The organism is Micromonospora sp. WMMD1128 (assembly GCF_027497235.1).
Classification (GTDB): domain Bacteria; phylum Actinomycetota; class Actinomycetes; order Mycobacteriales; family Micromonosporaceae; genus Micromonospora.
Window position 1 is genome coordinate 2,701,901 of the sequence record NZ_CP114902.1, and the last position, 22,555, is coordinate 2,724,455.

Sequence of the window (22,555 nt, forward strand, 5' to 3'; positions counted from 1 at the left end):
CGGGTGGCGTCGTGGGGGGCGCCGACCATCGTGGAGGAGAGATGACCGAACCGGTCTGGGGTCCCGTGCACCAGGACATCGTCGGGCTGCTCGCCGACCACCCCGCCGACGTGCCGGCGGTCGTCGACCATCTCACCAAGTTGCAGGACCTGCTGGTCCGGCTCCCGCCGTTGGAGGCGAGCTGCCCGCTTGCCGACTTCAACCGGCTCTATCTGGTCATCACCAGCACCGTGCTCGACGGCCTCTACGAGGACCGGTTCGTGGACCCGGCGTTCCTGGCCCGGCTCGACGTGGAGTTCGCCGCCCGCTACTTCGAGGCGTTGCGGTTCTGGACCGACGCCAGCCCGAGCACGCCGCGAGCCTGGTCGTGCCTGTTCAAGCGGATGCGCGGCCCGGACGCCCGGCCGCTGCCGTCGGCCGCCGCCGGGGTGAACGCGCACATCAACTACGACCTGCCGTTCGCGTTGGTGACCACGCTGGAGAGCCTGGAGTCCGAGCCGGTCGACGGCAGCGACCAGCACCGCGACTACCTGGAGATCAACAAGATCTTCGCCGAGCGGATCCCGGACCTGCGCCGCGGCTACCTGGACCACTGGCAACTCATGATCGACATGGTGAACGGCGACATCGACGACTGGTACCAGGGCGAGCTGGTGGAATACACCCGCAACGTGGCCTGGCGCAACGCGCAGAAGATCTGGCACTGCCGCCACGACCCGCACGCCCGCGAGTGTGAGCGGACGCGGCTGGACGACAACGCCGCGCTGCTCGGCCGGCTGTTGCTGTCGCCCCTCGGGGCGTTCCTGCAATAGCCGGGACGGGGGGTCCCCGCGTCCCGCCGTCCGGGCGCGGGACGCGGGGACGCCGTCCGACTCGTTCCCTTCCCCGATCCGGCATTCCGGCGGGACGTGACCCGGGCACCGCCTACCGTCGGGTCATGGCGCAGGCACGGGACGGGGAGCGGCCCCGGCGTACGCGGGACCGGCGCCGCGAGGCGCACGACGCCGCCGCGGCCCGAGCCGGCCACCACGCCGAGCCCGGCGAACGGGCCGGCCTGGTCCCCGGCGCCCTGCCGGAGCGGGTCGACACGCCGGCCCGGCCCACCGCTCCGGCCGACCGGCTGCACCGTTGGCTGTTCCAGCACCGGGTCGAGCCGGTCGGCCCGGAGATACGGGAACACCAGTCCCGGGCCCACCCCTGGTGGCAGGTGATGTGCCTGACCGGCGTCGACTACTTCTCCACCCTGTCCTACCTGCCCGGCATCGCCGCGGTCGCGGCCGGCGCGCTCAGCCCGCTGGCCACCCTGCTGATCGTGGCGCTGACCCTGTTCGGGATGCTGCCGATGTATCGGCGGGTGGCCCGGGAGAGCCCGCACGGGCAGGGCTCGGTGGCCATGCTGGAGCGGCTGCTGCCGTTCTGGCGCGGCAAGATATTCGTGCTGGTGCTGCTCGGCTTCGTGGCCACCTCGTGGATCATCACGATCACGCTCTCCGCCGCCGACGCCACCGTGCACCTGCTGGAGAACCCGGTCCTGCCCGCGTCGTTCCCGCACGGCGCCACCGCCGCGGTGCTGGTGACCGTGGTGTTGCTGCTGGTCCTCGGCGGCGTGTTCCTGCTCGGGTTCAGCGAGGCCGTGCAGGTCGCCATCCCGCTCGTGGTGGTCTTCCTCGGGTTGAACGCGGTGGTGGTGGTCGCGGGTCTCACCGAGATCGCCGCGGCACCCGGGCTGCTCGCCGACTGGACCGGCCGGCTGACCCGGGTCGGCGGCGCCGGGGACGTGCTGGCCACAAGCGTGCTCGCCTTCCCGTTGCTGGTGCTGGGCCTGTCCGGCTTCGAGACCGGGGTGAGCATGATGCCGTTGGTGCGGGGTGACGGCGCGGACCCGGAGCGCCGGCTGGCCGCCCGGATCCGCAGCACCCGGCGGCTGCTCACCACGGCCGCCCTGATCATGTCGGTGTACCTGGTCACCACCACGTTCGTCACCACCGTGCTGATCCCGCCGGCCGCCTTCGCCCCGGGCGGGGCCGCCAACGGCCGGGCGCTGGCATACCTCGCGCACCGGCACCTGGGCGAGGCGTTCGGCACCGTCTACGACATCAGCAGCGTGCTCATCCTCTGGTTCGCCGGCGCCTCGGCGATGGCCGGGCTGATCAACATCGTGCCGCGCTACCTGCCCTCGTACGGGATGGCGCCGGAGTGGGGACGGGCGGTCCGCCCGGTCGTGCTCGTCTACACCGCGATCAGCATCGCGATCACCGTCGCGTTCTCCGCCGACGTGAACGCCCAGGCCGGCGCCTACGCCACCGGCATCCTGGCGATGATGGTCTCCGGCGCGATCGCGGTGACCATCTCCGCGCTGCGCGGCCGGCACCGGGCCGCCGCGACCGGATTCGCGGTGCTCACCGCCGTGCTGTTGTACGCGCTGGCGGAGAACGTCGTGGCGAAACCCGACGGCATCACCATCTCCGGGTTCTTCATCGCCGGGATCATCGCGGTCTCGCTGATCTCCCGGGTGACCCGGACCACCGAGCTGCGCGCCGAGCGGATCGAGTTCGACGGCGCGGCCCGGCGGTTCGTCGACGAGTCCGTCGCCCGGGACGGGCGGCTGCACCTGATCGCCAACAAGCGGCAGCGCGGATCGGTGAAGGAGTACCGGGTCAAGGAGCGGGCGCAGCGGTCGATGAATCCGGTGCCCGGCGCCGCCGACGTGATCTTCCTGGAGATCGACGTGAGCGACCCGTCGCAGTTCAGCCAGGTGTTGCGGGTGCACGGGGTGGAGGTCGGCGGACACCGCATCCTGCGTGCCGGCAGCCCGGCCGCGCCGAACGCGATCGCGGCGATCCTGCTCGCGCTGCGCGACGCCACCGGGGTGCGCCCGCACTGCCACTTCGAGTGGTCGGAGGGCAACCCGATCGCGCACCTGTTGCGCTACCTGATCCTGGGGCGCGGCGACACCCCGCCGGTGGTCCGCGAGATCATCCGCAAGTCCGAGCCCGACCGCACCCGTAGGCCGGGCATTCACGTCGGTGGTTGAGGTGTAAGGAGGGGGCCCCGGTTAACGCATTCGGTAGAGGAGGGGGCCCTTCTTAACACCCCACGCCTAGAACCCAGCCTCCTAGGATGGCCTAGGGGTGGTGACGGTGGGTACCAGGGACACGAACCGGCCCGCGCCCGCCGAGATGGGCGGGCGCGGGCCGGGGAGAGTGCGGTTGAGGCGGCCTACTTGGACGGCTCGGGAAGCTTGCAGTCGATCTTCGGGTTGGCGCCGATGTAGTTCAGCGGGCCGGCCACGATGGTGACCAGGATCGTGCCGGCCTCCGCGCAGTTCGTCTCGTCGTTGCCGTAGTAGCCGCGCTGCCCGGCGGCGATGGCGCCGATGATGAGCCAGATGACGACCAGGACGCCGAGTATCGAGGTGCCGCGCATCAGTTGCCTCCACTGGGGTTGTGGTGGATTCGAGGTGCAGGGCATGTACCCCGCGGGGGTTGTCCGCCAAACGGGCGCCCCCGTCCCGTGCGGCCGATTCCGATTACCGGTGTCGTGGTTCAATGCGGTGGCGCCGGTTCCTCCGGCGGGCGGCCACGGCTGCGCCGGTGGTCGGCGACGGCCACCCCGGCCAGCACCAGCAGAGCGCCGCCGGCGGCGTACACCGGGGCGAGGAACGCCAGCGCCGGCGCGATGGCGAGCAGTGCCAGGACGCCGCCCGGGCGCGACCACGACACCCGGCTGAACACCTCGTACTCGAAGGCGGCCCGACCGGCCAGGAACAGTGCCGGGCCCCCGAGGATGACCGCCAACCAGGCCGGCGGGGTCCGCCCGGTCGGTTCCAGCAGCACCAGGTCGAAGCCGGCCGCCGTGGTCACCACGCCGGCCACCATCAGCAGATGGGTGTACGGGGCGGTGTTCAGGAACCGGCTCGGTTGGTTGGACCGCGCGATGGCGTCCGGCAGCAGCTCCCCGGACCGGTGCACGTAGATGCGCCAGAGCAGCAGCGTGACGCCGAACGAGATGGTGAACGCGGCGATGTTCTCCACCTCGGAGTGATACCGGCTGAACACGGTGCCGGAGACCAGCACGGCGTCGCCGAGCGCGATGATGAAGAACTGCTGGTAACGCTCGGACAGATGCTCGGCGGTCACGTTGCGCTGGGCGTCCGGCACCGCGCCGAGGCCGGGCACCGGATACGCCAGCCGGAAGCCCAGGTAGTCGACGGCCAGCGCCGCCGCCCAGAACCACATCCGGGCGATACCGTGCGCGGCGAGCGCCCCGACGAGCCACGGCACCGCCGACACCGCGAACCAGACAAAGACCCGGATGGCTCGGCGGCGGGTCTGCGGCTCGCGATGAACCGCCGGCATGAGGAACAGCCCGCGTCCGAGATGGATCGCGACGTACGTGCCGGCGAAGATCAGCCCACGGGCGCCGAACGCCTCCGGGATGGCGGTGGTCATCAGCAGCGCGCCGAACATGGCCGCCACCACCAGCAGCTTGATCTCGGCGCGCTGCGGATCGTAGAGGTCGGTGACCAGGGTGGTGATCGCCCAGATCCACCAGATGGCCATCAGCATGATCAGCGACTGCGCGGCCCGTTCCCAACCGACCGCGCCCACCAGGTAACGCGAGATCAGGGCGAGCGCCACCACGTACACCAGGTCGAAGAAGAGTTCCAGCAGCGTCACCCGGCGCGACGCCTCGGGATCGCGGACCGGCGGTCGCCGGCCGGCGGGCTCCGGCGTCGCGGTGGGCACGGGCTGCTCCTGCGGTGGCGGGATTCGGGCCGCCCCACCCCCTCACCGACCGTAACGATGCCCGTCCGCGCCCGTCGGCTTTCCGGCATTCCGCCGCGCCCGGCCCGCGGGGCCGCGCGGCGTCCGCGTCGCCCGGACGACACCCGACGACCCGACGAGGTACGCGGCGGGCGGCGTCTCCGGTTCAGGGAGGTGGCAGGCCGGGCCGCCGCTCCGGTGTGCCTGGCCGCCGGTGCGGCGCGGTTTGCGGGGGCGCGCCGCCGGGGGAGACGCGCCGGGCCGGTGGCGACCCGGGTCGCCACCGGCCCGGAGGCGGGTGTGGGTTGCTCGGCGCTGGCTACTCGGCGCTGGTCGGGAGCACGCGGTCGGCCTCGGACCGGGCACCGGCCAGCACCCTCGCCTGCTGCGGCCAGCTGGCCAGGCCGGGCGCGGCGCGCAGGCCGGCGGCCTTCACGGTCTCGCGCAGCGTGGCCTCGTCCATCTCGGCCAGTTGGTGGTAGGTGCGGATGCCGGCCTCCTGGAGGGCGGCGGCGAGCTTCGGCCCGACGCCCTGGATGCGGCGGAAGTCGTCCGGCGCGTCGTTCTCGGCCGAGGCGCGGGGCGCCGGCACGATCGGCGCGGCGGCCGGCTCGACGGCGACCGGTGCGGGTTCCGCGATCGCGGCGACCGGCGCCGGTTCCGCGGCCACCGGCGACTGCGCCGGCTCGTCGACGACAGGTGCGGACGCGGCGTCCGCGGCAGCCGGCTCCGGTTCCGCGATGGCGGCGGGCTCCGGCGTGGCGGGCGTCGGCTCGCCGGCGGTGCCGGCCAGATCCGCGGTCGCCTCGGTCCGGTTCGGCTCCGCCGGAACCGGCTCGTCCACCGCGACCGTGTCCGCCGGGACCGTGTCCGCCGGGACCGTGTCCGCCGGGACCGGGTCCGGGGTGGTGGCGAGCGTCGGCTCAGCGTCGGCCCCGGTGGCGAGCGTCGGCTCCGGGCCGGCCGCGGTGGCGGGCGCCGGCTCGGGTTCGGCGGTGACGACGATCGGCGCAGCGTCGGTCCCGGTGGCGAGGGCCGGCTCGGCGTCGGTGGTCGGGGCGGCGTCAGCGGTGGTCGGGGCCGACTGGTCGGTGACGGCGGCCGGGGCCGGCGTCTCGTCGACCACCGCGGCCGGCTGCGGTTCGTCGACGGTGGCGGTCACCGCGGGGGCCGCAGCGGCGGCACCGTCCACAGTGGGACTGGTGTCGCGGGCGCCGGCGCGGCGTCCGCTCACCACCCAACCGACACCCAGTCCGATGAGCAGGGCCAGGATCAAGAGCAGCCACTGCCCGAAGCTCGACGGCATGGCCAACCTCCTTCTATGTACGCGCACAACGGTCACGAGAAAGCTCGGGGCAGCTTCGCACACGTGCGCGCGGGGCGACAGGCAGGTCGGCGGTGGCGCGGCGGCGGTGGGACGGACCGTGTCGGCCGGTGTCCGGAGGATGACCGTGGGTGGGGAGGGCACCCCGGGACCTGGTGCCGTGCGCGGTCCCGGGGTGCCCCGTCGGTGGCCCGGTCCCGTGTCAGCGGATCCGGTCGGGCGCGGGGGTGTCGGCGGAGTCCCAGCTGTAGAAGCAGCCGGCCACGGCGTCCCGGGGGGAGTGCCAGGTCGGCAGGTACGGCGAGGTGTGCGCGGACAGCCGTTCGTTGACGCTCTCGTAGAGCGGGTGGTCGCGCAGCTCGGCCGGGTCGGGGACGACGTCGACGGTCTCCATCAGGTGGACGCACAGGTCGTGCAGGTAGTAGAGCGACCGGTGCCGGATGCCGGTGAGCCGGGGCAGCTCGGTCGCGTCGGACTCGGCGAAGATCTGCGCCACCCGGCCCTGCGCTCCGGGCGCGATCCGGCTGACCACCAACAGTCGACTCATCGGAACCCCTTCCGCCGCGCTGCTGCCGCGTCGACCCCGGCCGGACGGCGGCTGTCGTCGTGTGTCCACCGTGCCGGCGCGGGTGTCACCTCGCCGTCACGGCGTACCCCTGGGCATTGATGGTGGCGGTGACGGCCGTGCCCCGCCGCGCGGGCGGGGGGTGGCGGCGGGCCGTGCGGGGGGTGGCGGCGGGTCCGGGCGGCTGGCCCGCCGGATCGGCGCGAGCGTGTCGTCGAGCAGCGCCGTCATGGCCGGGGACGGTTCCAGGCGCAGTTCGCGCAGGAGCAGGTCCCGGTAGACGTAGAACGAGTGGACCGCCTCGAACGCGTTGCCCTCGGCGAGGTGGATGCGGACGACCAGGCGGTGCGGTGTCTCGCGCAGCGGCTCGGCGGCCATCGCCTCCAGCGCGGCTTCGAGCGCCTCGCCGTGGCGGCCGGCGGCGAGGTGGTTGCCGGCGAGTTCTTCGAGCATGTGCAGGCGTAGCTGGCGCAGCCGTTCCCGTTCCAGCAGGACCCAGTCCTCGTACCAGCCGGGGAGCAGGTCGTGCCGGCCGGCGCCGGTGGCGCCGCGGGGGGCCGCGCCGGCGCGGACCCGGGTGACGGTCTCGACCAGCTCGTCGGTGTCGAGGTGGACGGTGGGGCCGAGGCGGATGGTGTCGCCGTCGGTCCGTAACGGGCAGCACGGGTCCTGGCGGAGTCGCCACAGCGCGGTACGCAGGGAGGAGAGCGCCCGTTCCTCGGAGGTCTCGGGCCAGAGCAGGCCGGCGAGGTGACTGCGGGTGGCGGCCGGGCGCAGTCCGATGAGCGCGATGACCCGTTGCAGGCCGCGGGGCACGACCACCGGCACGTCGTCGTGCAGCAGTTGGAAACCGCCGAGCAGGCGCAGCGCCACCCGGGGGGCGGGATGTCCCGCCGTCGGCATTCCCGCTCCCTTGGACACGGCGCACCCCCCTACGCCTCCGCCACGCCTCGCCGGACCTGTGCCGCGGTCGGGCCTACCGGAACGGAGAATATCAACGCCTGTTACTCTCAGTCAACGGCCGATGACACCGTTGGTCTTCCGTAGCGGACTCGTAAGTCGCCTGTGATCTGCGAATAAGTGTCGTCAATGGGCAGACGTAAGTGGATCTTCGCATAGCTCACGCACAGTTTGCGTCAACGCAGCGTCACCATTTTTCTGGCCCCAGGGTGCCCGGTTGACGCCCGGGTGACGCGGCGGACGGCACCGTGACGTGATCCGCGCGGCGTGACCGGTCCGCCGCGCACCGGGACATACCAGGGGAGGCCGCGGATGGACCGTTCGCTCATCGTCGCCAAGGTGGTACCCACCGCTGAGGACCGGGTCGCCGAGATCTTCGCCCAGTCCGACGCGACCGAGCTGCCCGGCCTGGTCGGCGTGCGGCACCGGTCCCTCTACCGGCTGCACGACCTCTACGTGCACCTGCTGGAGACGGAGACGCCGGCCGAGGGCGCGGTGGAGGAGGCCCGCGGGCATCCCGAGTTCGTCCGGGTCAGCGAGCGACTGCGTCCGTACATCTCGCCGTACCTGCCGACGTGGCGTTCGCCCCGCGACGCCATGGCCCGGTGCTTCTACCGGTACGACGCCGCCGGGCGGCGGCCGTGACCACCACCGCGCCCCGGGACGAGCAGCTCTGGTCCCGGTGCGACGGCTGCGCCTCGCTGCTCTACCGCAAGCGGCTGCGCCGCAACCTGGACGTCTGCCCCGAGTGCGGGGCGCACGCCCGGCTGGACGCGCCGGACCGGGTGGCCCACCTGGTCGACCCGGACTCGTTCACCCCGCTGCCGGACCGGGCGGTCCGGGTCGACCCGATCGACTTCGTCGACGCGTTGCCGTACCCGCACCGGCTCGGCGCGGCCCGCGCGAGCACCGGCCTGGACGAGGCGGTGGTCTGCGGCACCGCCCGGCTGGGCGGGCACCCGGTCGCGCTGGCGGTGATGGACTTCCGCTTCCTCGGCGGCAGCCTGGGCTGCGCGGTCGGCGAGCTGATCACCCGGACCGCCGAGCAGGCGCTCGCCGACGGCACCCCGCTGGTGCTCGTCACCGCCTCCGGTGGGGCACGGATGCAGGAGGGCGCGCTGTCGCTGATGCAGATGGCCACCGTCAGCCAGGCCCTGGCCGGGCTGCGCGAGGCGGGACTGCTCACGGTCAGCGTGGTCACCGACCCCACGTACGGCGGGGTGGCCGCGTCGTTCGCCACCAACACCGACGTGGTGCTCGCCGAGAGCGGCGCCCGGCTGGGCTTCGCCGGCCCCCGGGTGATCCGTCAGGTCACCGGCGCGGCGCTGCCGGAGGGCTTCCAGACCGCGGAGTACCTGCTGCGGCACGGGCAGGTCGACATGGTGGTGCCCCGGCACGCGCTGCGGGGGCGGCTGACCGCGCTGCTCGCCGCCGCCGAGGCCGGCCGGGCCCGCTCCACGGCCCGTCCGGCGCCGCGCCCGGCCGCCGCGCCGCCGGCCGCCCGGCCGGCCGGTGACCCCTGGGAGACGGTACGCACGGCCCGGCACCCCGGCCGACCGACCACGCTCGACTACCTGGAGACCGCCTTCGACGGCTTCGTCGAGCTGCACGGCGACCGGCTCGGCGCGGACTGTCCCGCGATTGTCGGCGGCGTCGCCCGGCTCGACGGCCGTCCGGTGATGGTGATCGGCCACCAGAAGGGTCACACCACCGCCGAGCTGGTGGCCCGCAACTTCGGCATGGCCAGCCCGGCCGGGCACCGCAAGGCGTTGCGGCTGATGCGGCTCGCGGCCCGGCTCCGGCTGCCCGTGGTGACGCTCGTGGACACGCCCGGCGCGGACCCGGGGGTGACCGCCGAGCAGCAGGGCCAGGCCGCGGCGATCGCGGAGAACATCCTCGCGCTGAGCGTGCTGCCCACCCCGGTGGTGGCGGTGGTGACCGGCGAGGGCGGCAGCGGCGGCGCGCTCGCGTTGGCGGTCGCCGACCGGGTGCTCATGCTGGAGCACGCCGTCTACTCGGTGATCAGCCCGGAGGGCTGCGCCGCGATCCTCTGGCCGGACAGCTCCGCCGCCCCGCAGGCGGCCCGGGCGCTGCGCCTCACCGGCGCCGACCTGTGCCGGCTGGGCGTGGTCGACGAGCTGGTGCCGGAGCCGTACCCGGCCGCGCACGGCGATCCGGCGGTCGCCGCCGAGCTGCTCGGCCGGGCGGTCGCGGCGACCCTCGCCCCGCTGCTCACGGTGCCACCGGCGACGCTGGTGCGACGTCGCCGGCAGCGCTTCCGCCGCTTCGGCGCCGCCCGAACCGCCGGCGCGTCGGCCGACGGCCGCCCGGAGGTGGCGTGATGGCGGACGACGGGGCCGAACAGGTGCTGGACGGGCTGCGCCGGCAGGCCCGCCAACTGGTCGCCGACCTGGCCGGGCCGGTACGCCGGGTGCGGCTGCGCAGCGGCGACGCGGCGCTGGAGGTGGAGTGGCACGACCCGGTGCCGCCGGCGCCGCGTACCGGGTCGGAACCGGTTGGCGAGCCGGCGTCGCCCGGCGGCGCGCAGGCGACGTCCACGGCGGACCGGCCGACCGTGCGGGCGCCCGTGGTGGGCACGTTCTACCGGGCCGCCGAGCCCGGGGCCGAGCCGTACGTCTCCGTCGGTGACCTGGTCCGGCCGGGTCAGGTGATCGGCATCGTCGAGGCGATGAAGCTGATGAACGAGGTGACCGCCGGCCAGGCCGGTCGGGTGGTCGAGGTGCTGGTCTCCGACGGCAAGCCGGTCGAGTACGACCAGCCGCTGATCGCCCTGGACCCGGTCACCGGACAGGACGGCTGATGTTCGACAAGGTGCTGATCGCCAACCGGGGCGAGATCGCCCTGCGGGTGCTGCGCGCGTGCCGGGAACTGGGCGTACGGACGGTGGTGGTGCACTCCAGCGCCGACGCCGACTCGCTGCCGGTGCGGCTCGCCGACGAGGCGGTACGGATCGGCCCGGCGGCCAGCCGGCGCAGCTATCTCAACGCCGCGGCGATCGTCGAGGCGGCCCGGCAGACCGGCGCCCAGGCCGTGCACCCCGGTTACGGCTTCCTCTCCGAGGACGCCGACTTCGCCGAGATCTGCGCGGAGAACGGGCTCGTGTTCGTCGGACCACCGCCGCAGGTGATGGCCGCGCTCGCGGACAAGTCCACCGCTCGGGCGCTGATGAGCCGCGCCGGCCTGCCGCTGCCGCCGGGGAGCGTGCGGACGCTGCCGACCGTCACCGAGGCCCAGGAGGTGGCCGCCGAGGTCGGCTACCCGGTGATCGTCAAGGCCGCGGCCGGCGGGGGCGGGCGCGGGATGACAGTGGTGCGCTCCGCCGCCGAGCTGCCGCGCGCGTACGCCCGGACCCGCGCCGCCGCGCAGGTCGCCTTCGGCGACGACCGGGTGTACGTGGAGCGTTACCTCGCCGACGCCCGCCACGTGGAGGTGCAGGTGCTCTGCGACGGGGAGGGCAACGGCGTGCACCTGGGCACCCGGGACTGCTCGGTGCAGCGCCGGCACCAGAAGCTGGTCGAGGAGGCGCCGGCGCCGGCGTTGCGACCGGCCACCCTGGACACGCTCGCCGAGGTCGCCCTGCGCGGCGCGCTGTCGGTCGGCTTCACCGGCGCCGGCACCGTCGAGTTCCTGATCGACGACGCGGAACGCGCCCACTTTTTGGAGATCAACTGCCGGATCCAGGTGGAGCACCCGGTCACCGAGATGGTCACCGGCGTGGACCTGGTGCGGGAGCAGCTGTACGTGGCCGCGGGCGTCCCGCTGCGCCTGCGGCAGTCCGACGTGCGGCTGCACGGGGTGGCGATCGAGTGCCGGGTCAACGTGGAGGACCCGGACCGTGACTTCGCGCCCGCGCCCGGCCGGCTGGACCGGTTCCGGCCGCCCGGCGGGCCGTTCACCCGGGTCGACACGCACGGCCACGTCGGCTACCTGGTCAGCCCGCACTATGACTCCCTGCTCGCCAAGGTGGCGGCCTGGGCGCCGGACCGGGACGCCGCGCTGGACCGGCTCGACCGGGCGCTTGCCGAGTTCGACGTGGCCGGACCCGGGGTGCGCACCACCATCCCGTTCGCCCGGCGGGTGCTGCGTGACCCGGCGTTCCGGGCCGCCCGGCACACCACCGCCCTGGTCGAGCGCCTGCTCACCCCACCCGCCGACGACGCCCGGCCCGCCGACGACGCCCGGCCCGCCGACGACGCCCGGCCCGCCGTGGCGGTGCCGCCCGTGGCGCCCGACCCGCGCGCCGCGACCGACCCGACCGGCCGTACCGCCGTTCCCGCCGTGCCCACCGCCGGCCCGACCATCTGGAGGAACCGATGACCCTCGCCCCCGACCGACCGCTGACCAGCGAGATCACCGAGATCCTGGTGACGCGCTGCGGCCTGGACCCGGACGCCGCCGCCACCGCGCCGGCGGCCAGCCTGGAGGAACTGGGCATGGACTCGCTGGCGCTGCTGGAACTCGCCGCGGTGGTCGCCGACCGGTGGCGGGTGAAGATCCCCGAGCAGGCCGGCGCGCTCAGCATCGCCGGCGTCGCCGACCTGGTCGCCCGCCGCGCCGACCCGCCCGGGCACACCGAGAACGCGGTGGACATCGCCGCGCCGCTGCCGCTGGTCTGGGAGATCACCAACGACGTGGCCGGGTGGACCGACCTGTTCACCGAGTACGCGGTGGCCGAGATCCTGCACCGCGACGGCGACACGGTCCGCTTCCGGCTCACCATGCACCCGGACGAGAACGGCGTGGCGTGGAGCTGGGTCAGCGAACGCACCGCCGACCCGACCACCCGACAGGTGCACGCCCGGCGGGTGGAGACCGGGCCGTTCGAGTACATGCGCATCCACTGGCGCTACGACGAGATCCCCGGCGGCACCCGGATGACCTGGACCCAGGACTTCGCCATGAAGCCCACCGCGCCGGTCGACAACGCCGGCATGACCGCGCGGATCAACACCAACAGCGCGATCCAGCTCGCCGTGATCAAGGAGAAGATCGAGCGGGCGTACGCGGGAGGCGCGCGATGACCGACACCACCACCGCCCGGGTCTCCGTCCACGACGTACCGGCCGACCGGCGGCGCGGCGGCGAGCTGCGGGTGCTGCTCGGCCCGAAGACCGTGGGCAGCACGTCCGGCTTCCTGGGGGTGGCCACCCTCGCCCCGGGGGAGCGGATCGCCGAGCACTACCACCCGTACAGCGAGGAGTTCCTCTACGTCGCCCGCGGCGCGATCACCGTGGACCTGGACGACGAGCCGGTGCCGGTGGCCGCCGGGGAGGCGCTCTACGTGCCGAAGGACGTGCGGCACCGGCTGCGCAACACGGGCGACGAGCCGGCCGAGGTGGTCTTCCACCTCGGACCGCTGGCGCCGCGCCCGGAACTCGGCCACGTCGACACCGAGAGCGCCGCCCCACCGCCACGGGAGCCGTCGTGACCGGCCGGCGCACGGTGGTCACCGGCGTCGGCGTCGTCGCGCCCGGCGGCGCCACCCGGGACCGGTTCTGGAAGACCATCACCGAGGGGCGCACCGCAACCCGGCGGATCAGCTTCTTCGACCCGTCGCCGTTCCGCTCGCAGATCGCCGCCGAGTGCGACTTCGACCCCGACGCCGCCGGGATCACCCTGGCCGAACGGCAACGCGCCGACAGGTACGTGCAGTTCGCGCTCGCCTGCTCCGCCGAGGCGCTCGCCGACAGCGGGCTGACCCTCACCGACGCCGAGCGGGAGCGGGCCGGCGTGGTGCTCGGCACCGCCGTCGGCGGCACCATGGCGCTGGAACAGGAGTACGTCCGGGTCAGCGACTCCGGCCGGCACTGGCTCGTCGACCACACCCTCGGCGGGCCGTACCTCTACCAGGCGCTGGTCCCCAGCAGCCTCGCCGCGGACGTGGCCTGCCGGCACGGCCTGCACGGCCCGGCCCAGGTGATCTCCACCGGCTGCACCTCGGGCATCGACGCGATCGGGTACGCCCACCAGCTCGTCGCCGACGGCGAGGCCGACATCGTGCTGGCCGGGGCCGCCGACTCGCCGATCTCCCCGGTCACCGTCGCCTCGTTCGACGCCATCGGCGCGACCAGTCCGGACAACGACGACCCGGCGCACGCCTCCCGGCCGTTCGACGCCGACCGGCACGGCTTCGTGCTCGCCGAGGGCGCCGCGGTGCTGGTGCTGGAGGAGGCCGAACACGCCCGCCGCCGGGGCGCGCACGTCTACTGCGAGGTGGCCGGCTACGCCGGCCGCAGCAACGGCTTCCACATGACCGGGCTGCGCCCGGACGGCGCGGAGATGGCGGTGGCCATCACCGACGCGCTGCGGCAGGCCCGGCTCGCCCCGTCGGCCGTGTCGTACGTCAGCGCGCACGGCTCCGGCACCCGGCAGAACGACAGGCACGAGACCGCGGCGTTCAAACGGGCGCTCGGCCCGGCCGCGTACCGGGTGCCGATCAGCTCGATCAAGTCGATGGTCGGGCACTCGCTCGGCGCCATCGGCTCGATCGAGATGGCCGCCTGCGCCATGGCCATCGAGTACGGCGTGGTCCCGCCGACGGCCAACTGGGCCACCCGGGACCCGGAGTGCGACCTGGACTACGTGCCGAACGAGGCGCGGGAGGTGCCGGTGGACGTGGCGCTCTCGGTGGGCAGCGGGTTCGGCGGCTTCCAGTCCGCGATGGTGTTCCGCCGGCTCGCCGTGGCACCGTCGTGAGCGCGAGGAGTGAGCCGGGTTTGCGAGCCCCGCAGTCGCGAACAAGGACGGCGTCATGACGGCGCGGGCGGTGGTGACCGGCATCGGCGTGGTCGCGCCCAGCGGCGTCGGCGCGGACGCGCACTGGGCCACCGTGGCGGCCGGGACCCGGCGCACCGGCCCGGTCACCCTGTTCGACCCGGCGTCCTACCCGACCCGGGTGGCCGGCGAGGTGGCCGACTTCGACCCGGCCGGGTTCGTCGGCGCCCGGCAGCGGGTGCAGACCGACCGCTGGACCCACCTCGGGTTCGCCGCCACCCGGCTGGCGCTCGCCGACGCGGGACTGCCGGAGGAGTCGCCCGACCCGTACCGCTGGGCGGTGACGCTCGCCAGTTCCTCCGGCGGCAACCTGTTCGGGCAGCGGGAGCTGCAACGGCTGTGGGGCGGGCCGACCCGCACCGTCGGGGCGTACCAGTCGATCGCCTGGTTCTACGCCGCGAGCGTCGGGCAGTTGTCGATCCGCCACCAGTTCAAGGGCCCGTCCGGGGTCACCGTGTCCGAGTCGGCCGGCGGGTTGGACAGCCTGGCGCACGCGGTGCGTACCGTCCGGCGGGGCACCCCGGTGGTGATCGCCGGGGCCACCGAGTGTCCGCTCAGCCCGTACGCGCTCGCCTGCCAGCTCCGCTCCGGGCTGCTCAGCGACGTTGCCGACCCGGCCCGCGCGTACCTGCCGTTCGACGCCGCGGCCCGCGGTTACGTGCCGGCCGAGGGTGGCGCGGTGTTCGTGGTGGAGGAGTTGGGGCACGCGTTGGGCCGGGGCGTCCGGATCTACGGGGAGATCACCGGCTGGGCGGCCACCCACGACGCCGCCCCCACCGACGCCGGGGCCGGGCCCGACCCGACCCACTACGCCCGCGCGCTGCGGCTGGCCCTGGACCGGGCCGCGGTCCGCCCGCACGACGTGGACGTGATCTGGCCGGACGCGCTCGGGGTGCCGGCGTACGACCGGGCCGAGGCCACCGCGTTGCGGGCGGTGTTCGGCGACCGGACCCCGCCGGTGACCACGCAGAAGCCGCTTACCGGGCGGGCCCACCAGGGCTCCTCGGCGTTGGACGCGGCCACCGCGCTGCTCGCGTTCCAGCGGGACGTGCTGCCGGTGTCCGCCGGCCCGGACGCCCCGGCGCCCGGGTGCGAGCTGACGTTCCTGCGTGAGCCCCGCCGCCCGCGCAGCCGGATCGCGCTTGTCGGGGCGCGTGGCTTCGACGGGTTCAACAGCGCGCTGGTGCTGCGCGGCGCCGCGCCCCCGCCGGCCACCGCGCCCCCGCCGGCCACCGCACGCTGAGCAGGGCAGCCGGACGCCGAGCCAGGCAGCCGGACGCCGGTGCCGGGCAGCCGGGCCGGCCGGCGCCGGCGTCCGCGCAGGGGGGCGCGGCCGGCGGGCCACCAAGCCGGCGTGCGCCCGATCCTTCCTGCCCGATCGATCCTGAGCAATCCACCCAGCCGCTGTTTTGGATCTAGCCATTTGCATCTGGCGATGCTGGTGGGCCCGTCGTAGGGTTCCCCCCAGCACAGAGAAGGGCGGATCTCGCCCCACTTCTAGGCTGGGCGGTGGCGGGTCGTGGTTGCACATCCCGTGGCGGACAATGCTGCGTCGACGACGGTGGACTGGGTGGACGACATCCTGTTGGCCGGGCGCGACACGGACGTCTGCCTGCGCCTACCCGAACCGGTCGACCGGGGCACGCTGCGCCGGCTGGTCGGTGAGGCGCAGGAGCGGCTGACCGAGGTCGGGCTGCGCCCCGGCGGGGCGGCGGCGCTGCGCCTGCCGCCGTCGCTCGCCTACGTGGCGCACCTGCTGGCCACCTGGCGCACCGGCGCGCAGGCGGTGCTGCTCGACCACCGGCTCACCGACCACGAGGTCGACCGGGCGCTGCACCGGCTCACCCCGCAGGTGGTGGTCGCGCCGGTGCGCACCGGCGGCGGCGCGCTGCGCGTCTTCGTCGACGTCACCGCCGGGGTCAGCGCCTGGTCCGACCGGCCGGCCGGCAGCCCGCACGCGGTGATCCAGCTCAGCTCCGGCTCCACCGGACCGTCCAAGGTGATCGGTCGTACCGCCGCGGACCTGGTCGCCGAGGTACGCCGCTACACCGAGATCGACGGGGTGGCCCGGCCCGGCGAGCGGATCATCCTGCTGCCCAGCATGGTGCACGTGCTCGGCCTGGTCGGCGGCCTGCTCTACGGGCTGCACGCCGGCGTCGAGCTGTGCCCACCGGAGCGGCTGAGCGGCGACGCCGTGCTCGCCGCCGTGGCCGCGCAGGACACCCCGGCCACCGTGCTCGGCGTGCCGTTCCACATCGGACTGCTGGCCTCCACCGCGCCCACCGGGCCGCTGCCCCAGCTCACACGCATGACCACCGGCGGTGAGCTGGTGCCCGCCGCGGTCGCCCGGGCGTTCACCGACCGCTACGGCGTCCCGCTCGGCAACATGTACGGGATGACCGAGGTCGGCGTCATCGGCACCGACCTGCACGGGCGGCACCGGCCCGCCATCGCCCCCGCCCCCGGCATCCGGGTCCGGGCGCAGGACGGCGAGCTGTGGGTGAGCTGCCCGGCCAACCCGTACGTCGGGCTCACCGACCCGACCCGCTGGGCCGATGGCTGGCTGCACACCCGCGACGCCGGCCGGGTCGACCCGGAGACCGGGCTGGTGACCATCGCCGGCCGGCTCGACTCGCAGGTGTCGGTGGGCGGCCTGAAGGTCGACCTGACCGAGGTGGAAGCGACAGTCGCCGGGCTGCCCGGGGTCACCGCCGCGGTGGTGGTCTGGGACGACGGGATCAGCGCCTACGTGCAGACCGACGGCACGCTCACCGAGGACACGCTCGACCGCCTGCTCGCCGAGCGGCTCGCCGGCTTCAAACGGCCCCGCACGCTGCGCCTGCTCGACCACCTGCCGCGTACCACCACCGGCAAGCTGGTTCGCTCCGCTCCGGCACTGCGGGACGCGGCGTCGTGACCGGCCCGCTGCGCGGCCACGACCGCCACCTGGCGCCCGCCGGGCGTCCGGCCCACCCCGACCCCCACCCCGGTCCGGCCGGGCGGCGCGCCACCCGCGCGCCGGATCCGCCGCCGCGTCAGCTCCCGCTGGACGCCGCGGTCACGGCCGGTCCGGACGGACACGGTGTCCCGACCGGGCACCGGTAACTGGTACCGAAATGAGGTCACACCCATGCGCGACGAGGTCCGCACCTTCGTCATCGAGCAGCTCACCGACATGAACTACGACGTCGACGGGGTCGACGACGGCACCACCCTCGGTCCCTCCGGCGTCGACCTGGAATCGCTGGCCCTGGCCGACCTCGCCGTCCGGGTCGAGGACCGCTACGGGCTGAAGTTCGCCGACGACGAGTCGGAGAAGATGGCGTTGATGACGGTCGGCGAGTTCACCACGATGGTGGCCGACCGGGCGGCCACGAACAGCGACCCGTCCTGATGTCCGGTCAGCCCGACCTGGGGCGAGCTGACCTGGTGACCATGCTCGCCGAACTGACCGCGAAGCCCGTCGACGCGGTGCCGGACCGGCTCGGCTCGATGGAGCTGGCCTGGCTGGTACACCTCGTCGAGCAACGCTACGACCGCCGGCTGGACCTGACCGACGACCAGCTCGCCGGCATCCGCACGGTCGACGACGCGCTGACGGTGTTCCGGACCTCGCTCACCGCTCCCGCAGATGGCTGAGCGGGAGACCGTACGGATCACCGGCACGCACGCGGTAAGCGCCCTGGGCAGGGGCGCCGACGCGCTGCTGGCCGGGGTGCTCACCGGCGCCCCGGCGTTCGCCCCGGTGCGCCGCTTCGACACCACCGGCCGCCGGGTCACCGTGGCCGCCACCCTGCCGGAGACCGACACGCTCGCCGGTGAACTGGCCGACGCCGTCGACCACGCCGGCCGGGACGCCGGGCTGAACCGGGCCGACCGGGCGGGCACCGCGCTGTTCCTGGCCACCCACGGCGGGCCGCGTTCGCTGCCCGTACCGTCGGGGGTGGACGAGCCGACGGTGCCGGCGCTCGCCGGCCACCTGGCCGCGCGGTGCGGCCTCGGCGGGCCCACCCGGGTCTACACCACCGCCTGCGTCTCGGCGAGCACCGCCGTGGCCGACGCCGCCGCGCTGATCCGCCGCGGCGACACCGACCGGGTCGTGGTCGCGGCCGGCTACCTGGTCGAACCCGACCAGTACGCGCTCTTCGACGCCGGCCGGGCGCTCGCCGCCGACGGGGCGGTACGCCCGTTCAGCGCCGGCCGCAAGGGTCTGCTGCTCGGTGACGGGGTGGCCGCGGTGGTGCTGGAGTCGGCCGGCGTCGCCGCCCGACGGGGCGCCGAGCCGGTGGCCACGGTCGCCGGCTGGGGTCGGGCCGGAGACGCCTACCACCCGTGCCAGCCGCACCCGGGCGGGGACGGGCTGGCCCGGGCGGTCGAGGCGGCGCTGCGCCGCGCCGGGCTGCCCCCGGACGTGGTCGGCTACGTCAACGCCAACGCCACCGGCACCCCGTTCAGCGACGCCGCCGAGGCGACGGCGTTGACCCGGGTCTTCGGCGACCTCGCCGGGCGGCTGCCGGTCAGCTCCACCAAGTCGGTGCACGGGCACGCGCTGGAGGCGTCCGGGCTGCTCGAACTGGTGGTCACCGTGCTGGCGCTGCGGCACGGCAAGCTGCCGCCGACCGCCGGCTGGCTGGCCCCGGACCCGGACTGCCCGGTGGACGTCATCCGCGACGCCCCCCGCCCGGTGGCCACCGGCCACGCGCTGACCCTGAACTCCGCCTTCGGCGGCGCGAACACCGCCCTCCTGGTCGGTGTCCCGTGACCCCGCCGGCCCGACCCGCGGTGCTGGCCGAGGCGCGGTGGCCCGAGGACGGGGACGCGGCGGCGCCGGCCCTGCCGGGGTTCGTGCACTCGGCGTTCGCGCCGCTGGTGGCGGCCGTCGCCGATCGGTGCCTCACCCGGCGGTACGGCGGCGGGCCGCTGCCGGCCGGCAACCGGACGGCGGTGCTGCTGGTCAGCGCGGGCGGGGACACGGCCGGCGCGGCGCACGTGCGGGCGACCGTGGCGGCCGGCGGGCGGGTCGGCCCGCTGTTCTTCTTCCAGTCGGTGCCGAACAGCGTGGCCGGGCACGTCGCGGCCCGCTGGGGGCTGGACGGGCCGGTGGTGTGCCTCAGCCCGACCGGCGACCCGTGGGCCGACGGGGAGGCCGAGGCGGACCTGCTGTGCCACGACGGCGACGCCGCGCAGGCGTTGCTGATCCTGATCGAACTGGCACCGGACGGCACGTCGGGGGAGGCGCGCGCGGTGCTGCTGGGGGAGGAGACACGTCAATGAGGACGCGAGGACTACGCGGCGCGCTGGCCGCCGACACCGACCTGGGCGCGGGCAACGTGCTCGCCCGGGTGCTGGCCCACGGCGCGGACCCGGACGGTCCGGGGCTCACGTTCGACACCGCTGTCGACGGGCATCCGGCCGAGACTCCGCTGACCCTGGGCGAACTCGACCGGATGGTGACCGCCCGGGCGGCCTGGCTGCACGAACGGGGGGTGACGCCGCGTGACCCGGTGGCGGTGTGGGCCGGCACGGCCGCCGACATGGTGCTGTCGTTCCTGGCGCTGACCCGCCTCGGTGCCATCCCGGCGCTGATGAACGGCAGGCTGCGTCCGGAGATCGCCGCCGAGTACATCCGCCGGCTGCGCGCCGTCGGGGTGCTCGCCGACGCGGCGCACGCCGAGGCGCTGGCCGGGCACGACCTGGGCGCCCCGATGATCGGCGAACCCGCGCAGGCCGGCGGCGGGGACCCGGACGCCGCGCCGGCGCACTACCGGCACCACCCGGACGACCCGATCGTGATCACGCACACCTCCGGCACCACGGGCGTGCCGAAGGCGGTGCTGCACTCGCACGCCAGCCTCTTCGCCGCCACCCGGCACCTGCTGTCCATGCCGCAGGCGCAGGGCACCAGCCGGATCCTCAACGCGCTGCCCGCCCCGCACACCGCCACCGTGCTCATGGTCAACCAGGCGCTTGGTAACCGGGCCGAGATGTTCCTCCTCTCCGAGCAGGGCGGCGAACGGGTCCTCGACGCGATCCAGCGGTGGCGCCCGGACGGCGTCTTCGGGTTCTCGGTGACCTGGGCCGAGCTGGCCCGCTTCGACCTGTCCGGCTACGACCTGGACTCGGTGCGGCTGTGGTTCAACACCGGCGACTGCTCGCACGAGCCGCACGTGCGCAAGCTGGTCGCGGCCGGCTCACGGGACGTGGTGACCCGCGGCGGCGTGACCCGGATGCCCGGCTCGGTCTTCATCGACGGGCTCGGCTCCAGCGAGATGGGACACTCGATGTTCCACATCACACACACCGTCGATACCGACCGCTACGGCCGCTGCGTCGGCCGCCCGTACCGATTCACCACCGTCGCGGTCCTCGACGCCGACGGCAACGAGCTGCCCGCCGGTCAGGTCGGCTGGCTGGGCATCGACTCGCCGTCGCTGTTCCGCGGCTACTGGAACGACTCGGTCACCACCTACCGCTACCGGCTGCGCGGCTGGTACCTCACCGGTGACCTGGTGTACGCCGACGACGACGGCCGCTACTACCACCTGGACCGGGCGGTCGACTCGGTCGAGGTCGGCGACGGGAAGCGCCTCTTCACCGCGTTGTCCGAGGAGCGGATCCTCGCCGCCTGCCCCGACGTGACCGACTGCACGGTGGTCATCGTCAAGGGGCCCGACGACACGGTGACCACCGACGTGCTGCTGGAACTGGCCGCCGGAGCCGACCCGGCGCAGGACCGCACCGCCCGCATCCGCGCCGCGCTCGGCCCGGACGTGGCCGCCACGCTGCGCCGGGTGGTGCCGGTACGCGCCGACGACATCCCGGTCACCGTGACCGGCAAGGTACGCAAGGTGGCGCTGCGCGAGCGCTACCTGACCGAGTCGCCGTCATGACCGCCCTGATCACCGGCATGGGCCTGTTCACGCCGGCCGGGCGGGGCGTCGCGGAGACGTTCGACGCGCTGCTCACCGGCCGCTCCGGGCTGTCCCGTCCCCCGGAGGGGCACCCGGCGCGGGACAGCCTGGAGGTGGCCGGGGTGCTGCCGGAGATCGACCCGCGCAGCGTCGCCTCCGGACCGGAGACCAAGGTGCTCGACCGGGTCGTGCTGCTCGCCCTGCTCACCGCCGCCGAGGCGCTCGCCGACGCCGGCCTCCAGGTGGGGCGCGACGTCGACCCGGAGCGGACCGCGGTGATCGTCGGCGGGGTCGGCGGGATGTCCACGCTGGAACGGCAGATCGTGGCCCGCGCCGACCGGGGCCGGGCGGCGGTCAGCCCGTACCTGCTCACCGGCATCCTGCCGAACATGCCGTCGGCGCGCATCGCCATCGCGCACGGCATCCGCGGCTACAGCTCGTCGGTCGGCACGGCCTGCGCCTCCGGCGCCCAGGCGGTCGCCGACGGGGTACGCCTCATCCGCGCCGGCGAGGCCGACGTGGTGGTCTGCGGGGCCAGCGAGGCGCCGCTGTTCGGCACGTTCGCCGACACGTTCACCAACGCCCGGGCGCTGGCCCGGGGCTGGGACGAACCCACCGAGGCGAGCCGCCCGTTCGACAAGCGGCGCAACGGGTTCGTGCTCTCCGAGGGCGCCGCGCTGCTGGTGCTGGAACGGGACGGGCACGCCGCCGCCCGGGGCGTGACCGGCTACGCCGCGGTCGCCGGCTACGGGACGAACACCGACGCGTACCACCCGACCGCGCCCCGGCCGGACGGCGCCGGGGCCGCCGCGTGCATGCGCCGGGCCCTCGCGGCCGGCGGGATCGAACCGGCCGACGTCGGCTACGTCAACGCGCACGGCACCGGCACCCGGCTCGGCGACGTCGCCGAGACCACCGCGCTGGCCGAGGTGTTCGGCGTCGGCGGGGTGCCGGCCAGCTCTACCAAGGCGCTCACCGGGCACCTGCTCGGCGCGTCCGGGGTGCTGGAGGCCGCGGCCACCGCGCTGGCGCTGCGCCGCGGTCTGCTCCCACCCACGTACCACCTGGACGACCCGGACCCGGAGTGCGAGGCGGACCACGTCCGCGCCGTGCCCCGGCCCACCCGGACCGACCACGCGCTGACGAACTCGTTCGGGTTCGGCGGCCAGAACGTCAGCCTGCTGCTGCGCCGGGTCGCCACCCCGGTCGCGGGCTGACCGGACTCCATCCCGGG

General features: G+C 74.7%; 22 protein-coding genes. 17 read left to right on the forward strand and 5 right to left on the reverse strand.

Features of this window, described 5'->3' with window-relative positions; translation table 11 throughout:
* The first annotated feature begins 41 nt into the window (after positions 1-41).
* Both O7602_RS12330 and O7602_RS12335 read left to right on the forward strand, forming a co-directional pair.
* On the forward strand, positions 42-812 hold the full coding sequence (locus tag O7602_RS12330; RefSeq protein WP_281588910.1) for a DUF5995 family protein: 771 nt from the start codon (positions 42-44) through the stop codon (positions 810-812).
* A 125-nt stretch (positions 813-937) separates the two neighbouring features.
* The gene (locus O7602_RS12335) at positions 938-3,034 is read left to right on the forward strand and encodes an amino acid transporter (protein ID WP_281588912.1); all 2,097 of its coding nucleotides are present in this window, start codon (positions 938-940) and stop codon (positions 3,032-3,034) included.
* 185 nt (positions 3,035-3,219) lie between these two features.
* Here the strand turns inward: O7602_RS12335 and O7602_RS12340 are convergent, their stop codons facing one another.
* From O7602_RS12340 to O7602_RS12360, 5 genes are all read right to left on the reverse strand, one after another.
* Positions 3,220-3,426 carry a hypothetical protein gene (locus O7602_RS12340; protein ID WP_281588914.1) on the reverse strand — a complete coding sequence of 69 codons (207 nt, stop codon included), beginning with the start codon at positions 3,424-3,426 and terminating at the stop codon, positions 3,220-3,222.
* 119 nt (positions 3,427-3,545) lie between these two features.
* Positions 3,546-4,748 carry a low temperature requirement protein A gene (locus O7602_RS12345; RefSeq protein ID WP_281588915.1) on the reverse strand — a complete coding sequence of 401 codons (1,203 nt, stop codon included), beginning with the start codon at positions 4,746-4,748 and terminating at the stop codon, positions 3,546-3,548.
* Between the two features lie 337 nt (positions 4,749-5,085).
* Positions 5,086-6,072 (reverse strand): helix-hairpin-helix domain-containing protein, encoded by a 987-nt coding sequence (locus tag O7602_RS12350; protein ID WP_281588916.1) that lies wholly within the window; start codon positions 6,070-6,072, stop codon positions 5,086-5,088.
* A gap of 220 nt (positions 6,073-6,292) precedes the next feature.
* Entirely contained in the window at positions 6,293-6,637 is a 345-nt protein-coding gene (locus O7602_RS12355) for a TcmI family type II polyketide cyclase (protein WP_281588918.1), read from the reverse strand.
* A gap of 96 nt (positions 6,638-6,733) precedes the next feature.
* On the reverse strand, positions 6,734-7,576 hold the full coding sequence (locus O7602_RS12360) for a BTAD domain-containing putative transcriptional regulator (RefSeq protein ID WP_281588920.1): 843 nt from the start codon (positions 7,574-7,576) through the stop codon (positions 6,734-6,736).
* Between the two features lie 351 nt (positions 7,577-7,927).
* Here O7602_RS12360 and O7602_RS12365 point away from each other — a divergent pair, with 351 nt between their 5' ends.
* The 15 genes from O7602_RS12365 to O7602_RS12435 all read left to right on the forward strand — a co-directional run bounded on the left by O7602_RS12365 (position 7,928) and on the right by O7602_RS12435 (position 22,538).
* Positions 7,928-8,260, forward strand: coding sequence for a TcmI family type II polyketide cyclase (locus O7602_RS12365; RefSeq protein ID WP_281588922.1), 333 nt, complete (start codon positions 7,928-7,930; stop codon positions 8,258-8,260).
* On the forward strand, positions 8,257-9,957 hold the full coding sequence (locus O7602_RS12370) for an acetyl-CoA carboxylase carboxyltransferase subunit alpha (RefSeq protein WP_281588924.1): 1,701 nt from the start codon (positions 8,257-8,259) through the stop codon (positions 9,955-9,957). The genes O7602_RS12365 and O7602_RS12370 overlap by 4 nt, the downstream gene beginning before the upstream one ends.
* Positions 9,957-10,436 carry a biotin/lipoyl-containing protein gene (locus O7602_RS12375; protein WP_281588926.1) on the forward strand — a complete coding sequence of 160 codons (480 nt, stop codon included), beginning with the start codon at positions 9,957-9,959 and terminating at the stop codon, positions 10,434-10,436. The genes O7602_RS12370 and O7602_RS12375 overlap by 1 nt, the downstream gene beginning before the upstream one ends.
* Positions 10,436-11,953 (forward strand): acetyl-CoA carboxylase biotin carboxylase subunit, encoded by a 1,518-nt coding sequence (locus tag O7602_RS12380; protein ID WP_281588928.1) that lies wholly within the window; start codon positions 10,436-10,438, stop codon positions 11,951-11,953. Before O7602_RS12375 ends, O7602_RS12380 begins: the two co-directional genes overlap by 1 nt.
* Positions 11,950-12,657 carry an SRPBCC family protein gene (locus O7602_RS12385; protein ID WP_281588929.1) on the forward strand — a complete coding sequence of 236 codons (708 nt, stop codon included), beginning with the start codon at positions 11,950-11,952 and terminating at the stop codon, positions 12,655-12,657. Before O7602_RS12380 ends, O7602_RS12385 begins: the two co-directional genes overlap by 4 nt.
* Entirely contained in the window at positions 12,654-13,064 is a 411-nt protein-coding gene (locus tag O7602_RS12390; protein ID WP_281588931.1) for a cupin domain-containing protein, read from the forward strand. Before O7602_RS12385 ends, O7602_RS12390 begins: the two co-directional genes overlap by 4 nt.
* Positions 13,061-14,332 carry a beta-ketoacyl-[acyl-carrier-protein] synthase family protein gene (locus tag O7602_RS12395; protein ID WP_281588932.1) on the forward strand — a complete coding sequence of 424 codons (1,272 nt, stop codon included), beginning with the start codon at positions 13,061-13,063 and terminating at the stop codon, positions 14,330-14,332. Before O7602_RS12390 ends, O7602_RS12395 begins: the two co-directional genes overlap by 4 nt.
* A 55-nt stretch (positions 14,333-14,387) precedes the next feature.
* On the forward strand, positions 14,388-15,653 hold the full coding sequence (locus O7602_RS12400; protein ID WP_281588934.1) for a beta-ketoacyl synthase N-terminal-like domain-containing protein: 1,266 nt from the start codon (positions 14,388-14,390) through the stop codon (positions 15,651-15,653).
* Positions 15,654-15,944: 291 nt separating this feature from the next.
* Positions 15,945-17,327 (forward strand): class I adenylate-forming enzyme family protein, encoded by a 1,383-nt coding sequence (locus O7602_RS12405; protein ID WP_281588936.1) that lies wholly within the window; start codon positions 15,945-15,947, stop codon positions 17,325-17,327.
* A gap of 213 nt (positions 17,328-17,540) precedes the next feature.
* Positions 17,541-17,804 carry an acyl carrier protein gene (locus O7602_RS12410; protein WP_281588938.1) on the forward strand — a complete coding sequence of 88 codons (264 nt, stop codon included), beginning with the start codon at positions 17,541-17,543 and terminating at the stop codon, positions 17,802-17,804.
* Complete coding sequence (locus O7602_RS12415; protein WP_281588940.1) at positions 17,804-18,049, forward strand: acyl carrier protein; 246 nt, start codon at positions 17,804-17,806, stop codon at positions 18,047-18,049. The genes O7602_RS12410 and O7602_RS12415 overlap by 1 nt, the downstream gene beginning before the upstream one ends.
* Complete coding sequence (locus O7602_RS12420; protein ID WP_281588942.1) at positions 18,042-19,172, forward strand: beta-ketoacyl synthase N-terminal-like domain-containing protein; 1,131 nt, start codon at positions 18,042-18,044, stop codon at positions 19,170-19,172. The genes O7602_RS12415 and O7602_RS12420 overlap by 8 nt, the downstream gene beginning before the upstream one ends.
* Entirely contained in the window at positions 19,169-19,684 is a 516-nt protein-coding gene (locus O7602_RS12425) for a hypothetical protein (protein ID WP_281588944.1), read from the forward strand. The genes O7602_RS12420 and O7602_RS12425 overlap by 4 nt, the downstream gene beginning before the upstream one ends.
* Positions 19,681-21,300 (forward strand): class I adenylate-forming enzyme family protein, encoded by a 1,620-nt coding sequence (locus O7602_RS12430; RefSeq protein WP_281588945.1) that lies wholly within the window; start codon positions 19,681-19,683, stop codon positions 21,298-21,300. Before O7602_RS12425 ends, O7602_RS12430 begins: the two co-directional genes overlap by 4 nt.
* On the forward strand, positions 21,297-22,538 hold the full coding sequence (locus O7602_RS12435; protein WP_281588947.1) for a beta-ketoacyl-[acyl-carrier-protein] synthase family protein: 1,242 nt from the start codon (positions 21,297-21,299) through the stop codon (positions 22,536-22,538). The genes O7602_RS12430 and O7602_RS12435 overlap by 4 nt, the downstream gene beginning before the upstream one ends.
* Positions 22,539-22,555 lie beyond the last annotated feature (17 nt).

What these genes read in the sequence shown, in the direction of transcription:
- O7602_RS12380 (WP_281588928.1), top strand. Translation starts at nt 10,436, where the DNA reads ATGTTCGACAAGGTGCTGATCGCCAACCGGGGCGAGATCGCCCTGCGG.
- O7602_RS12330 (WP_281588910.1), top strand. Translation starts at nt 42, where the DNA reads ATGACCGAACCGGTCTGGGGTCCCGTGCACCAGGACATCGTCGGGCTG.
- O7602_RS12420 (WP_281588942.1), top strand. Translation starts at nt 18,042, where the DNA reads ATGGCTGAGCGGGAGACCGTACGGATCACCGGCACGCACGCGGTAAGC.
- O7602_RS12415 (WP_281588940.1), top strand. Translation starts at nt 17,804, where the DNA reads ATGTCCGGTCAGCCCGACCTGGGGCGAGCTGACCTGGTGACCATGCTC.
- O7602_RS12375 (WP_281588926.1), top strand. Translation starts at nt 9,957, where the DNA reads ATGGCGGACGACGGGGCCGAACAGGTGCTGGACGGGCTGCGCCGGCAG.
- O7602_RS12390 (WP_281588931.1), top strand. Translation starts at nt 12,654, where the DNA reads ATGACCGACACCACCACCGCCCGGGTCTCCGTCCACGACGTACCGGCC.
- O7602_RS12365 (WP_281588922.1), top strand. Translation starts at nt 7,928, where the DNA reads ATGGACCGTTCGCTCATCGTCGCCAAGGTGGTACCCACCGCTGAGGAC.
- O7602_RS12410 (WP_281588938.1), top strand. Translation starts at nt 17,541, where the DNA reads ATGCGCGACGAGGTCCGCACCTTCGTCATCGAGCAGCTCACCGACATG.
- O7602_RS12385 (WP_281588929.1), top strand. Translation starts at nt 11,950, where the DNA reads ATGACCCTCGCCCCCGACCGACCGCTGACCAGCGAGATCACCGAGATC.
- O7602_RS12340 (WP_281588914.1), bottom strand. Translation starts at nt 3,426, where the DNA reads ATGCGCGGCACCTCGATACTCGGCGTCCTGGTCGTCATCTGGCTCATC.
- O7602_RS12430 (WP_281588945.1), top strand. Translation starts at nt 19,681, where the DNA reads ATGAGGACGCGAGGACTACGCGGCGCGCTGGCCGCCGACACCGACCTG.
- O7602_RS12355 (WP_281588918.1), bottom strand. Translation starts at nt 6,637, where the DNA reads ATGAGTCGACTGTTGGTGGTCAGCCGGATCGCGCCCGGAGCGCAGGGC.
- O7602_RS12435 (WP_281588947.1), top strand. Translation starts at nt 21,297, where the DNA reads ATGACCGCCCTGATCACCGGCATGGGCCTGTTCACGCCGGCCGGGCGG.
- O7602_RS12400 (WP_281588934.1), top strand. Translation starts at nt 14,388, where the DNA reads ATGACGGCGCGGGCGGTGGTGACCGGCATCGGCGTGGTCGCGCCCAGC.
- O7602_RS12350 (WP_281588916.1), bottom strand. Translation starts at nt 6,072, where the DNA reads ATGCCGTCGAGCTTCGGGCAGTGGCTGCTCTTGATCCTGGCCCTGCTC.
- O7602_RS12335 (WP_281588912.1), top strand. Translation starts at nt 938, where the DNA reads ATGGCGCAGGCACGGGACGGGGAGCGGCCCCGGCGTACGCGGGACCGG.